Origin of the sequence: Arthrobacter sp. 7Tela_A1 (assembly GCF_049311065.1) — a bacterium.
Taxonomy (GTDB): domain Bacteria; phylum Actinomycetota; class Actinomycetes; order Actinomycetales; family Micrococcaceae; genus Arthrobacter_B.
In genome coordinates, this window is sequence record NZ_JAXIOO010000003.1 from 46,698 (window position 1) to 58,941 (window position 12,244).

General features: G+C 66.1%; 11 protein-coding genes. 5 read left to right on the forward strand and 6 right to left on the reverse strand.

Annotated elements, in window-relative coordinates:
* Positions 1-38 precede the first annotated feature (38 nt).
* From TVB01_RS01910 to TVB01_RS01920, 3 genes are read right to left on the reverse strand one after another with little or no spacing between them, the layout of a single operon-like run.
* Entirely contained in the window at positions 39-437 is a 399-nt protein-coding gene (locus TVB01_RS01910; protein ID WP_422453675.1) for a hypothetical protein, read from the reverse strand.
* On the reverse strand, positions 434-2,287 hold the full coding sequence (locus tag TVB01_RS01915; RefSeq protein ID WP_422453677.1) for a glycoside hydrolase family 15 protein: 1,854 nt from the start codon (positions 2,285-2,287) through the stop codon (positions 434-436). The genes TVB01_RS01910 and TVB01_RS01915 overlap by 4 nt, the downstream gene beginning before the upstream one ends.
* 36 nt (positions 2,288-2,323) lie before the next feature.
* Positions 2,324-3,202, reverse strand: a complete 879-nt coding sequence (locus TVB01_RS01920) for a glycerophosphodiester phosphodiesterase (protein WP_422453679.1) — start codon at positions 3,200-3,202, stop codon at positions 2,324-2,326.
* A gap of 291 nt (positions 3,203-3,493) precedes the next feature.
* On the opposite strand from TVB01_RS01920, the gene TVB01_RS01925 reads away from it, so the two are divergent.
* A complete protein-coding gene (locus tag TVB01_RS01925; RefSeq protein ID WP_422453680.1) occupies positions 3,494-4,753 on the forward strand; it encodes a DUF445 domain-containing protein in 1,260 nt (419 codons plus the stop codon).
* Here TVB01_RS01925 and TVB01_RS01930 read toward each other — a convergent pair.
* From TVB01_RS01930 to TVB01_RS01940, 3 genes are all read right to left on the reverse strand, one after another.
* Positions 4,750-5,496, reverse strand: a complete 747-nt coding sequence (locus tag TVB01_RS01930; RefSeq protein ID WP_422453682.1) for a hypothetical protein — start codon at positions 5,494-5,496, stop codon at positions 4,750-4,752. The two genes, TVB01_RS01925 and TVB01_RS01930, sit on opposite strands and share 4 nt — an antisense overlap.
* 129 nt (positions 5,497-5,625) lie before the next feature.
* Positions 5,626-5,892 carry a GlsB/YeaQ/YmgE family stress response membrane protein gene (locus TVB01_RS01935; protein WP_325788564.1) on the reverse strand — a complete coding sequence of 89 codons (267 nt, stop codon included), beginning with the start codon at positions 5,890-5,892 and terminating at the stop codon, positions 5,626-5,628.
* Positions 5,893-6,041: 149 nt separating this feature from the next.
* Complete coding sequence (locus TVB01_RS01940) at positions 6,042-6,689, reverse strand: alpha/beta hydrolase (protein WP_422453684.1); 648 nt, start codon at positions 6,687-6,689, stop codon at positions 6,042-6,044.
* Positions 6,690-6,839: 150 nt separating this feature from the next.
* Between TVB01_RS01940 and TVB01_RS01945 the strand changes: the two genes are divergently transcribed.
* From TVB01_RS01945 to TVB01_RS01960, 4 genes are read left to right on the forward strand one after another with little or no spacing between them, the layout of a single operon-like run.
* Positions 6,840-7,901, forward strand: coding sequence for a 1-phosphofructokinase family hexose kinase (locus TVB01_RS01945; protein ID WP_422453686.1), 1,062 nt, complete (start codon positions 6,840-6,842; stop codon positions 7,899-7,901).
* Positions 7,901-10,090 (forward strand): PTS fructose transporter subunit IIABC, encoded by a 2,190-nt coding sequence (locus tag TVB01_RS01950; RefSeq protein ID WP_422453688.1) that lies wholly within the window; start codon positions 7,901-7,903, stop codon positions 10,088-10,090. The genes TVB01_RS01945 and TVB01_RS01950 overlap by 1 nt, the downstream gene beginning before the upstream one ends.
* A gap of 30 nt (positions 10,091-10,120) precedes the next feature.
* The gene (ptsP, locus tag TVB01_RS01955) at positions 10,121-11,815 is read left to right on the forward strand and encodes a phosphoenolpyruvate--protein phosphotransferase (RefSeq protein WP_422453689.1); all 1,695 of its coding nucleotides are present in this window, start codon (positions 10,121-10,123) and stop codon (positions 11,813-11,815) included.
* A 35-nt stretch (positions 11,816-11,850) separates the two neighbouring features.
* Complete coding sequence (locus TVB01_RS01960) at positions 11,851-12,129, forward strand: HPr family phosphocarrier protein (protein WP_422453690.1); 279 nt, start codon at positions 11,851-11,853, stop codon at positions 12,127-12,129.
* The last annotated feature ends 115 nt before the right edge of the window (positions 12,130-12,244 follow it).

A 12,244-nucleotide genomic window follows, 5' to 3' on the forward strand; every position in this document is an offset into this window, starting at 1 on the left:
TTTCCCGCCCGTCCCTTTCCAGGGGCGGGCGGGAGCGTTTAAGCCTTCCGCAGGCTCCAGGCCCAGCGGATGAGCGGAAGCTGCAGGGGCAGCCGCAGGCTGTGGATGACCCGCTCACGGCCCGAGCCCCGCTCCCCAAAGGCACGCTCGAGCGCACTGACATGGCCGGCAATAAACGCGGCGAACATCAGTGCCGTACCGGTGGCCGCGGCCCGGCGGGTGGCAGGAAAAAGCAAACCCGCTGCAGCGGCAATCTCTGCCGCACCGCTGGCGCTGATCCACTGGCTCCGCGTCAGGACACCAAACCGGCCCTGCTTGTCCCGGCAGAGGCTCCGCGGCACCACCTGCCCGTAGAACCCCGGACTGCGGAAGTGGTTGACTGCGCTGACGCTCAGCAGCACGGCCAGTGCAGCGGCTGAGACGGACTGTTTCTTCATGAACTTCTTTCCATCGGTGGAACCGGCTGGCGTCTGGATGGCTGAGCGGCGGCCGGAGCCGACTGGATTGCGTCGGCAGCGCGCACCAGGGCCAGATGGGAAAACGCCTGCGGAAAGTTCCCGGCCATCCGGTCACCGCTGGTGTCATATTCCTCGCTGAGCAGCCCTACCTCGTTCGCATACCCTACAAGCTGGTCCATCAGGGCCACGGCTTCGGCGCTCCGGCCAGTCCGGGCATACTGCTCCACCAGCCAGAAACTGCAGGCCAAGAAGGGGTTCTCGCCCGGCTCCAGACCGTCGACGCCGGAATCACTGCGGTAGCGATGCAGCAGCCCGGCCGGATTGAGCAGTTCGTGTTCCAGGAATTCCACGGTCCCGAGCATCCGTGGATCGTCATAGTCCAGGAACCCCACCTGCGGCAGCTGGAGCAGAGCCGCATCCGGCAGGGAGCTCCCGTAGGACTGCACGAAGGTATTGCGGCCGGCGTCGTAGCCCTTGTCCATGATCTCCGCCCGCAGTCCGTCCCGAAGTGCTTCCCAGATTTCCACCGGTCCGGACAGACCATCCTGCCTGGCGGCCTGTGCAGCCCGGTCGAAGGCAGCCCACATCATCACCCGGGAATGGGTGAAGAAGCGCGGCACCCCCCTGACCTCCCAGATCCCGTGGTCCGGGTCCTCCAAATGGCGTTCCAGGAACCCCAGCAGGGCCCGCTGCAGCGGCCAGGAGAAACCGTCTTCCTCGATCCCGCGGTCTCGCAGGCGGGCGAGGGCCACCATGACGGTGCCGACGACGTCGGCCTGGTACTGGTTCACTGCTCCGTTTCCGATCCGCACGGGGAGGGCACCGGCATGGCCGGTGAACTGCGGCAGTATGCGCTCGGGGAGGTCCCGGCCGCCGTCCACCGCGTACATGATCTGCAGGTCGTCCGGATCCCCCGCCACCGCCCGCAGCAGCCAGTTGCGCCAGTGCAGGGCCTCCTCTGAATAGCCGTGGGTCATCATTGCTTCGAGTGTCAGGGCCGCATCCCGCAACCAGCAGAAGCGGTAGTCCCAATTCCGCGATCCGCCGAACTCCTCCGGCAGCGACGTGGTGGGAGCAGCGACTATGCCGCCCGTGTCCTCATGGGTCAGCGCCCGGAGCACCAGCAGCGAGCGCAGGACCGGTTCCTGGTAGCGGGCGCTGTCAACGCAGAGCCCCGACCATTTCCGCCAGTATGCGGTGGTGGAGGCAAGGCAGGCATCGATGTCGTTCGGCTCCGGAGCGGGCCGGTGGGAGGGGTACCACACCAGCTCCAGGTCCACCTGTTCCTTTTCTCCGACGATGAAGCTCCCTGTATGGCGGTGATCGCTGCCGTGCGGAATGTTGCCTCCGTGCAGCACCATGGCACCCGGTCCGGCAATGGCCAGCAGCCGCTCTGTACCGTCCTGTCTGTCGCGGCGCATCCACGGGACGGTGGTGCCGTAATTGAAGCGGACCTCGAGCTCCTGGCGCATGTCAACGCGGCCGCTCAGGCCTTCGATCCGCCGCACCACGGAGGCCCTGCGGTCCTTGACCGGCATGAAGTCCGTAACGAGGACTTCCCCGGAGTCCGTCCGCCAGTGGGTCTGCAGGATGAAGGTGGAATCCAGGTAGGCCCGGTGCAGCACCCGTGCGCCCGGGCCGGAGGGAGCCACCACCCACCGGCCGTGGTCCTTGTTGCCGAGCAGGGCACCGAAGACGGAGGGCGAATCGAACCGTGGAAGGCAAAGCCAGTCAATACTTCCGTTCCGCGACACCAGGGCACCGGTGTGGAGGTCCGAAAGCAGGGCGTAGTCCTCAATTGGAGTGGCCATTGCACCACTCAACCACACGCTCCCGGCAGCAGCCTATGGGCCAGGCGCGCAGCCCTACGTCAGCTGTGCACCGGCATCGAGCCGGGAAAGAACCTCCCGCAGGCGTGCCGGATAGTTCGTCGTGAACTCGCGCACTCCCAGCGCGAAAGCGGCTGTGGCCTCCGCTTCGGTGTCCACGGTCCAGGCCCGTACGGTCCGGCCGGCGTCCACCCAGGCTGCTATCCGCTCGGGGTGGGCGCGCAGGTACTCCACACCCGGCCCGGCGATGCCGGCGCTGCCGTCCGAGACAAGCTGTTCGCCGGCGGCCAGGGCACCGTGCAGCATGCCGGCAGCATCCGATCCTGCAGGAAGCAGCGCCTCGGCTTCGGCCACAGCGGCGTCGTCGACGTCGGACAGCAGCTGGCACACGAACCCTGCCGGAACAATCTCCAGCAGGTACTGGACGGATTCGGGACTGAAGCTCATGAAGCTCACAGTGACCGATCCCAGCCGCGAGGTTTCGGGGTCCCAGCCGCGTGAGCGGAGCAACGCCAGGACGGTGTCTTCCAGCTCCAGACCGAAGGGACCCGGCTGCTTGAACTCTATGGCCAGCCCGATTTCCCGCTCGACGACGGCGAGAAGGTCCAGCAGGTCGGAGAGGGACAGCAGCTGCTCGGCCTCCGTTCCGAAACCTTCCGGCAGGACAACCCCCTTCCAGGCGCTGAAATCCAGCAGGCGCAGCTGGTCAAGGGTGATACCCGCGACGGCGCCGGTTCCGGATGACGTCCGGTCCACCGTGGAGTCATGGATGAGCACGGCCTGCCGGTCACTGCTGAGGTGGACGTCGCACTCCAGCCCGTCAGCGCCGTCGGCCAGCGCCTGGAGGTACGCGGCGCGGGTGTGCTCGGCATACTCGCCACTGGAACCCCGGTGGGCATAGATGAGGGATCGCATGCAGGACCTTCCGGTGCGCTGTTCAGGAACTGGATCCACCCTACGCGAGTTCCCCGGCAGTCCACGGGCGCTCCGGGCCCCGCCATGCGTGGCGCGCAGGGACCCGGTGCTGGTTAGATGGCAGTGCCGGTCCACACAGGTACGGCGGGAGAAACCCGGCGCCTGGACTTCGCAGGACCGCACCTAAGTTTTGGGAGTTGCCTGAATGTCCGCTTGCCTGACGTCCTTGAACCCTACGGCCCGGCGTGTTCCCCCGCCCGTGCAGTGCCGGTTTGTTCCGGAGGTGCGCCCATGAGCACGCCGCTGCTGGAAAAGGATGCCGTCAAAGCCGCTGCCCTGCGGCGGATGAAGCTTGTGGCCACCGGCCTGCTGGTGATCCTGGGCATCATTTTCGTTATCGCCTTCGCCCTCCAGGACCAGTACCCCTGGCTGCAGTACGTGCGTGCCGCAGCCGAAGGAGGCATGGTGGGTGCCCTGGCGGACTGGTTCGCGGTCACCGCTCTGTTCAAGCATCCCCTGGGCCTGAAAATCCCGCACACGGCCATCATTCCCCGCAACAAGGACCAGATCGGCGCCACGCTGGGGGACTTCGTGGAGGACAATTTCCTCTCGGACGAGGTCGTCGAAGCGAAACTGGCCTCGATCGGAGTTGCCGAACGTGCCGGGGCCTGGCTGTCCCGGCCCGAGAGCGCCGCGCGGGTGGCCGCTGAAGGGGCGGCGGCGATCCGCGGGCTCCTTCGGGTGCTCGACGACGAGGCAGTCCGGGAAGTCCTTGAGTCCATCTTCCGCAGGCATGTGGTTGACGTCCCGTGGGGGCCTCCGGTGGGACGGATGGCTGGGAAGGTATTCGACGAAGGGCACCACCATAAACTGGTGGACCTGCTTGTGGACAGCCTCACCGAATGGGTTGAACAGAATCCCCACATAGTTTCGCGGCTGGTGTCCGAACGCTCGCCGTCATGGGTTCCCGGGTTCCTGGACGACCTGGTCGGTGAGCGAGTCCAGGTAGAGCTCACCCGCTTCCTCGAAGCTGTGCAGGACGATCCGAACCACCAGGTGCGGCGGGCGCTCGATGATTACCTGCGCGGCCTGGCAAACGACCTGCAGCACGATCCGGAAGCCATGGCCAAGGCTGAGCGCATCAAGGAACAGGTGCTGGATGATCCGCGGGTGAAGGAACTGGTCACCCAGACATGGAGCACCATCAAGAACGCCCTCGCCGAGGCAGTCGACGATCCGGACAGCGAACTGACCACCAACTTCAAGTCAGCCGTGCAGGACTTCGGAACGCGGCTGGTCAGCGATCCGGAGCTGGCCGCCAAGGTCAACGCCTGGGTGGCTGATGCCGCGGGTTACCTGGTCCGCACCTACCGCAAGGACATTGCCGGCGTCATCACAGAAACAGTGGAACGCTGGGACGCCGAAGAGACCTCGGAAAAGATTGAACTGCAGGTCGGCAAGGACCTGCAGTTCATCCGCATCAACGGCACAGTGGTCGGCTCACTCGCCGGCTTGGCCATCTTTACCGTCGCGCACGCCATTTTCGGCTAGGCAGGCCGCTTGTCAGGGAGCGCCTGGATCTCCTCGGCAAGTTCTCCGGGAATGGAATGGGGTGCCTCGCCGAAGGCGCGGTGCGCCGCCTTAATGACGGACCGGCCCATCGTGTAGTTGCCGGCCCCGCCAATAACCGCGCCAACCCCCAGCGGCAGTGCCCGCCCAATGATGACGGATCCCTGGCGGGCAAGCATCTTCTTCATGAACTGGCGCCGGATTGTCGCACCGAGGCTGCCCAGCATCCCGGACGAAGCGCCGCCGAGGGCGTTGCCCCACGGCTGGCCCTTGCCGAGCTGCTGCATCATGGCAGTGCCCTCTTCGCCGAGCATGATGGCCATGACCATGGTCCGCGAGCGGTCGGGGTCCTGGAGCCGAATCCCGTGGATCTCAGCAACAGACTGGGCATAGAGGGCCGTGGCTTCGAGGAAGCCCACGGTCGCGGCCGCGGAGAGGCCCAGCGCAGCAGCAGTCCCTACCGCCGGGATCACGGCCGTTGCGCCAACTGCGGCTCCGCCTCCGGCAACGGCTGCGAGATAGTGGTGTTCCAGGATTTTCACGAGTTCCGCGGCGGACGCCTCGGGGTGCCTGCGCTGCAGCCTGCGGATGTTGGCAAGGACCAGCGGCCGCTGGACTTCCACGGCCCGTTCTATCCCCCGGGCAATGTGCGACTTGGGCCTGCCGTCACTGTCGAAGACGGCACCGCCGGCAAGCCGCAGTGCACTGTTGGTCTTGAAGCCCATGAACGCTCCTTACAATCGCCGATGTCCGCCCATCAGCCTACGCGAGCGGACTTAAAAGAGAACGGGCCCACGGAAGCAAATCCGTGGGCCCGTTTCCTGGCTGGGGGAAGAACCCGCAGCCGTGCCTCACTAAGCCCGAGCACCGCGCTTGGTGATCATGCCGTAAACCAGCAGGACGATCACGGAGCCGAGAATGGCTACGATCCACGTCTGGATCGAGAAGAATTCCTCAAGACCAATACCGAAGATTGCGTTACCGATGAAACCGCCCAGCAGGGCGCCAACGACACCGAGGACCATGGTGATGATCCATCCGCCGCCCTGGCGTCCCGGAAGCAGGGCCTTCGCAATGGCGCCTGCAATAAGTCCCAGAATAAGGAAAGCAATGATACCCATGTGAATACTCCTTGCTGTGTGAGTGACTAGTGAAAGTCCGCGCTGCCTGTGGGCAACGCTTTCCCTAAGCCTACTTCATAAGTAACCTTATGCGAACTCGAATCGGCCCAAAATGACCCCCAGCAAGAACATAACGCCTAGTCAGAGTGTTAATCAGGGACCTTATATTTTTTTGCGTCCCGCACGAATCTGTTCAGGAAAACCCCTATGTCGCGCACTTCCTCCACACCTATCCGGTGCCCCATGCCAAGGTAGGTGCGGGCGGTCAGGAAGGTATTGGCAGCCAGCCAGGATTCGGCTGCAAGCACGGCGTCGGGATGGATGACCCAGTCCTCGCGGTCCCTTCCCCAGAAGAAGGGAACCGGGTCCGCCAGGGGTTCGGCCATGGCGAGCAGTTCACTGGGAACCACGAACCCGGACAGGCCGACAACGCAGGTAAACGCCGTGGGCCTCAGCCTCAGGGCTGTCACCGCCATGGCCATCCCCTGCGAGAAGCCCAGCAGTGAGACGCCGCTGAACGTTCCCTGCTGCTGCAGTTCCGTAATGCTCGCCAGCACTGCAGATCCGGCCGACAGCACCTCGGCCGGATCCGATGCCAGCAGCGGGTCCAGCAGGAACCAACCGAAGCGCCCGCCGACGTCGAACGGGCCGCGGAGCGCAGCGCAGGTGATCCCTGCGGGCAGGCGGCCAAAGAGCTCGGCCATGGCGGCCTCGTCAGAACCGTACCCGTGCAGCATGACCAGCAGGTGGGTGCCGGCGCGGTCCTTTTCGGGGGCGGACCAGAGAACGTGGTGCATGCCTCCAAGACTAGGGCCGCCAGCGCGCTGCGGCGTTTGGGGACGCAGCGGACCGGCCTTCCGGGAAGCCATTGCAAATGGGTTGGACAGGAATCTACCGTTGCAGGACAGCGCATACCCGTGCGCCGCGGCCACTGATTACGGGGGCACATGTACTCAGCAACGAACCGGGGCGCCATTGTGACGCTCACCGCCAACCCGAGCCTTGACCGGACGATTGAACTCGCCGGAACCCTGGTGCGCGGGGCTGTCCAACGGGCCGCTGGCAGCCACGAGGAATCCGGCGGCAAGGGCGTGAACGTTTGCCGGGCACTGAAAGCGTCCGGCACTGACTGCATTGCGGTCCTCCCCGGCGATGACTCGGATCCCGTGATGGCCGGACTCCGTGCGGCGGACATTGACTACCGCAACCTCCCCATCGGTACCGCCCTGCGGGCGAACCTGACGCTGACCGAGCCGGACGGCACCACCACGAAGGTCAACCTGCCCGGGCCGGAGCTGGGCACCGCTTTGCAGGAGAGGCTTCTGGCCCTCACCGTGGATGCCTGCGCCGGCCCCGGGGATTCGCTGCCGGCAAGCTGGCTGGTGCTGGCCGGCTCGCTTCCGCCGGGTCTCCCGGCGGATTTTTACGCGGTCGCCGCCCGCGCCGTCCGCGAACGGTTCGGCGCCGGGGCACCACTGCTGGCCATCGATTCATCCGGTGCCCCCCTGCTGGGAGCGCTGCTCCACGATGCTGCCCCGGACCTGCTCAAGCCCAACGGGGAGGAGCTCTCCGAGGTCACCGGTATCTCCTCCGGTGAGGAACTCGAAGCCAATCCGCCCTTGGCGGCGAGCGCCGCCATGACACTGATCGAGCGCGGCGTCGGCGCTGTCCTGGCCACACTGGGCGCAAAGGGCGCCCTGCTGGTAACGCCCGCCGGCGCCTGGCTAGCTACCCGCCCGCCGGTGGCCGCGCGTTCCACGGTCGGCGCCGGTGACTCTTCGCTGGCCGGGTACCTCCTGGCGGCGACGGCGGGACAGGCGCCTCCTGACTGCCTGCGCCAAGCTGTCGCGCACGGAGCAGCAGCGGCATCCCTGCCTGGCTCCACCGTTCCCTCTCTGGAGCAGACCGAACCGGAGGCCGTGACGGTCAGTCCACTCGAACTGCATCCGGTTCCGCCCGTAACTCCGCGGGGCGGCCCTGCATCAACCATGCCTAAGGAGCAAGAGTGATGTCAGATTTGATCATTCCGGACCTGGTCACCCTCGATCAGGACCTGGGCACCACGCGTGAGCAAGTCATCCGCCACCTTGCCGAACAGGTCGCGGCCACCGGCCGGGCCACGAGTTTTGATGGACTCTTCACGGATGCGATGGCCCGTGAGCAGAAAACCGCCACGGGCGTACCGGGCGGGATAGCCATTCCACACTGTCGATCCGCCGCCGTCACCCAGGCGAGCCTGGCCATGGCTCGGTTGAAGCCACCGGTGGACTGGGGTGCCAAGGACGGCCCGGCGGACATCGTGTTCTTCATCGCCGCTCCTGAAGGCGCCGACCAGGAACACCTCCAGCTGCTGGCAAAACTTGCGCGGTCATTGATCAAGAAAGACTTCACCTCCGATCTTCGCAATGCGGCAACACCTCAGGACGTCGTGGAACTCGTGGACGGTGCACTGGGGCTGGGTCCGGCTCCACGGACAACTCCGGCTCCCCCCACCGGCTCCACGGATACCGGGTCCGGTGCATCCAGCGCAGACCATCCAGGCGGAGCATCCGGGGCGGCAGCTGCCGGAGGTGCTGCCGCAGGCGCCACCGCTGCAGGCGTAGGAGCCGGAGCCGGCTCGGAAAACCCCGCGGGGAACGTGAGCGGCGGCGGTGGAACCGCAACGGCAGGAGACGAACCGGCGTCGGCATCCGGTTCGAGGCCGGAAAGCCTCGTAGCAGTCACGGCCTGTCCCACAGGAATCGCCCATACCTACATGGCCGCGGATTCCCTGGCGGCAGCCGCAGCTGAACGCGGCATAGACCTGCAGGTCGAAACCCAGGGATCGGCCGGGTCCACCCCGTTGGACCCCGAGGTAATCAAGAACGCCTCGGCGGTGATTTTCGCCGTTGACGTGGATGTCCGGGATAAAGGCCGCTTCGGCGGGAAGCCTGTGGTCAGCGGCCCCGTCAAGCGGGGGATCGACGAGCCGGGCGTGATGATCGACGAAGCCCTGGCAGCCGCCAAGGACCCCAATTCCCGGAAGGTTTCCGGAGGCGGAGGCGGCGGCGAGGAGCGGGCGTCTTCGGGCGGAGAGAACTTCGGCGGACAGCTCAAACGGGCCCTGCTCACCGGCGTCAGCTACATGATCCCCTTCGTCGCCGGCGGCGGCCTGCTGATCGCCCTCGGGTTCCTGCTCGGCGGCTATGAACTCTCACTCTCTGACGACGCCGGGGTCGCCAACGGCGATAACATGCTGGACGGAACGGGCCTCTTCAACCTTCCGCCCGAGGGCCTGGTGGCCTATCTGGGAGCGGTTTTCTGGAAGATCGGCAACATCTCCCTCGCTTTCCTGGTGCCGGCGCTGGCCGGTTATATCGCCTATGCCCTGGCAGACCGCCCGGGCATCGCCCCCGGGTTCACGGCAGGCGCCGTTGCTGTGTTCATGGACGCAGGGTTCCTCGGCGGCATTGCCGGCGGCCTCCTTGCAGGTTATGTGGCCATGTGGGTGGGCCGCTGGAAGGTCCCAAGCTGGCTTCGCGGACTGATGCCGGTGGTTATCATTCCGCTCCTTGCCTCCCTCATAGCGTCCGGTCTGCTCCTACTGGTCCTTGGCGGACCGATCGCCGCGCTGACACTTGCCCTGAACGACTGGCTGTCCGGCCTGACCGGCGTCGCCGCTGTGGGGCTGGGCGTGATCCTGGGGCTGATGATGGGCGCCGACCTCGGCGGCCCGATCAACAAGGTGGCCTACGCCTTTGCAGTAGCGGGGCTGAGTGAGGGCGCCTTCGATAATCAGGCACCCTGGCAGATCATGGCCGCCGTTATGGCCGCCGGCATGGTTCCTCCGCTGGGCATGGCGCTGGCGACTGTGCTGGACAAGAGCCAGTTCAGCATGGCGCTCCGGGAGAACGGCAAGGCCGCCTGGCTGCTGGGCGCGGCGTTCATTTCGGAAGGCGCGATTCCCTTCGCCGCCTCCGATCCACTGCGGGTGATCCCCTCCACCATGCTGGGCGGAGCTACTGCCGGTGCGATCTGCATGGCCGCGGGAGTAACGTCGCAGGCACCCCACGGCGGGATCTTCGTCTTCTTTGCGATCGGGAACATCCTGATGTTCATCGTCGCAATCCTCGCCGGCATGGTCGTCAGCGCACTGGTCCTGGTCGGCCTGAAACGGGCAACATCGCCAAAGAACACAACGGAACCGATTGTTGCCTAGTAACCGCGTGACCCACAGAGAGGTACTTTAATGCGCACCATCAAGGGAATCGGAGTCAGCCCGGGCCGGGTGCTGGGCCCGTCTCTGCGGATGCCGCCGCCCGTCCCGGAACCGGATGCCGGCCTCAAGTTTGGCCCCGACAGTTCCGTGGACGGGGAAAAGGCACGCCTGAAGGACGCCGCGGACAACGTGCGCGAGGACCTCAAGCGCCGCTCTGCAGCGGCATCAGGCGATGCCAAAGCCGTCCTTGATGCGACCGCGATGATGGCAACGGACCCGATGCTCCTCAAGGCAGCCGGGAAGCACATCAACAACGGAATGGCTGCTGACCGTGCCATCTGGGAAGCAGGCCTGGAAGTCGCCTCCATGCTCCAGAGCCTGGGCGGGTACATGGCAGAGCGGACCCAGGACGTGCTGGACGTGCGTGCCCGCATCGTCGCCGAGCTGGACGGACTGCCGGCGCCCGGCATACCGGCGTCGGACGTACCCTTCATCCTGACCGCGGAGGAACTGGCACCGGCGGACACTGCGACGCTCGATCCGGCACTGGTGATCGGACTCGTCACCAGCGGCGGCGGCCCCCAGTCGCATACCGCCATCCTGGCCCGGTCCCTCGGCCTGCCTGCCGTGGTGGGAGCAGCGAGCGCGGATTCGATCGTTGACGGGGCAGAAATCTACCTGGACGGCGCCGCCGGGACAGTCGTCGTGAACCCCGGAGTTGCCGAACGCGAGGCAGCACAGAAGTACGCCTCACGGGGTTCCCTCCCAGCCTTCAACGGAGTGGGTACGACGTCGGACGGCCACCGCGTCCCCCTGCTCGCCAACGTGGGTTCAGGCAAGGATGCCGTGGCGGCAGCCGCGGCCGGGGCAGAAGGCGTGGGACTGCTGCGGACGGAGTTCTGTTTCCTCGGCCGCGACACCGAACCCAGCATTGACGAGCAGGTCGCTGCCTACGGCGCAGTTTTTGAGGCTTTCCCGGGCCGCAAGGTGGTGATCCGGACCCTGGACGCCGGGGCGGACAAGCCGCTGCCGTTCCTGACGGACGCCACCGAACCCAATCCGGCGCTTGGGGTCCGCGGCTTCCGTACGGACCGGTCCTCTCCCGGCGTCCTCACCAGGCAGCTGGAGGCGATTGCCGCGGCGGCCGGCTCCCATGAATCGGATGTCTGGGTGATGGCACCCATGATTTCCACCGCCGATGAAGCGGCCGACTTCGCGGTGATGTGCGGCGCCGCGGGGCTGGCAACGCCTGGCGTCATGATCGAAGTGCCTGCCGCTGCGATCATGTCCAGGGCGGTCCTGTCACGGGTGAAGTTTGCATCCCTGGGCACCAACGACCTGACGCAGTACACCATGGCCGCGGACCGGCAGCTCGGAACGCTGGCGTCCCTCAACGATCCCTGGCAGCCGGCTGTCCTGCAGCTCATTGCCGCTACCGTGGCCGGCGGTGCCGCGGCGGGTGAAGTGGACGGAGCTGTGCGCAACGTGGGGGTCTGCGGGGAAGCCGCCGCAGACCCGGCCCTCGCCGTCGTGCTGACCGGTCTGGGTGTGAACACGTTGTCCATGACTCCCCGTGCGCTCTCCACCGTGGGTGCGGTCCTGGCCTCAGTGACCCTCCCCCAGGCCCAGGAGCTGGCGGCACTGGCCCTGGCTGCCGAAACCGCAGCCGAGGGGCGTACCCAGGTGAGGCGCAAGCTTCCTCTCCTTGAGCAGCTCGGCTTGTAACGGCATTCCCGATCACCAAATGGAAGGACATACCAATGGCTGAACGCCAAGCAACCATCGCCAGCAGGGTGGGGCTGCATGCCCGCCCCGCCTCCCTCTTTGCGGAAGCAGCCGGGGCCCAGCCGGTGGAGGTAACGATCGCCATGGAAGGCGATCCTGCGGAAGAGGCAATGGACGCCTCGTCCATGCTTTCCCTCATGAGCCTGGGCGCGTCACACGGAGACGTGGTGGTCCTGCGGGCGGAGGGCGAGGGCGCGGACGCTGCGCTGGACGAGCTGGTCAAAATCCTGGAAACGGACCTGGACGCGCAGTAGCCTGCGCGTTAGCAGGACCGAAAAGGTGAAGCCAGCGGCTTTATGGGCCGCTGGCTTCATTAGCAACTTCACGCTGACCCCCCACAGGCAGCGGACGTTACATATTCATTAGTCT

Bases quoted from the DNA above. Each gene is read 5' to 3' on its own strand.
- TVB01_RS01910 (WP_422453675.1), bottom strand. From the start codon at position 437: ATGAAGAAACAGTCCGTCTCAGCCGCTGCACTGGCCGTGCTGCTGAGC.
- TVB01_RS01920 (WP_422453679.1), bottom strand. From the start codon at position 3,202: ATGCGATCCCTCATCTATGCCCACCGGGGTTCCAGTGGCGAGTATGCC.
- TVB01_RS01925 (WP_422453680.1), top strand. From the start codon at position 3,494: ATGAGCACGCCGCTGCTGGAAAAGGATGCCGTCAAAGCCGCTGCCCTG.
- TVB01_RS01930 (WP_422453682.1), bottom strand. From the start codon at position 5,496: ATGGGCTTCAAGACCAACAGTGCACTGCGGCTTGCCGGCGGTGCCGTC.
- TVB01_RS01935 (WP_325788564.1), bottom strand. From the start codon at position 5,892: ATGGGTATCATTGCTTTCCTTATTCTGGGACTTATTGCAGGCGCCATT.
- TVB01_RS01940 (WP_422453684.1), bottom strand. From the start codon at position 6,689: ATGCACCACGTTCTCTGGTCCGCCCCCGAAAAGGACCGCGCCGGCACC.
- TVB01_RS01945 (WP_422453686.1), top strand. From the start codon at position 6,840: ATGTACTCAGCAACGAACCGGGGCGCCATTGTGACGCTCACCGCCAAC.
- TVB01_RS01950 (WP_422453688.1), top strand. From the start codon at position 7,901: ATGTCAGATTTGATCATTCCGGACCTGGTCACCCTCGATCAGGACCTG.
- ptsP (WP_422453689.1), top strand. From the start codon at position 10,121: ATGCGCACCATCAAGGGAATCGGAGTCAGCCCGGGCCGGGTGCTGGGC.
- TVB01_RS01960 (WP_422453690.1), top strand. From the start codon at position 11,851: ATGGCTGAACGCCAAGCAACCATCGCCAGCAGGGTGGGGCTGCATGCC.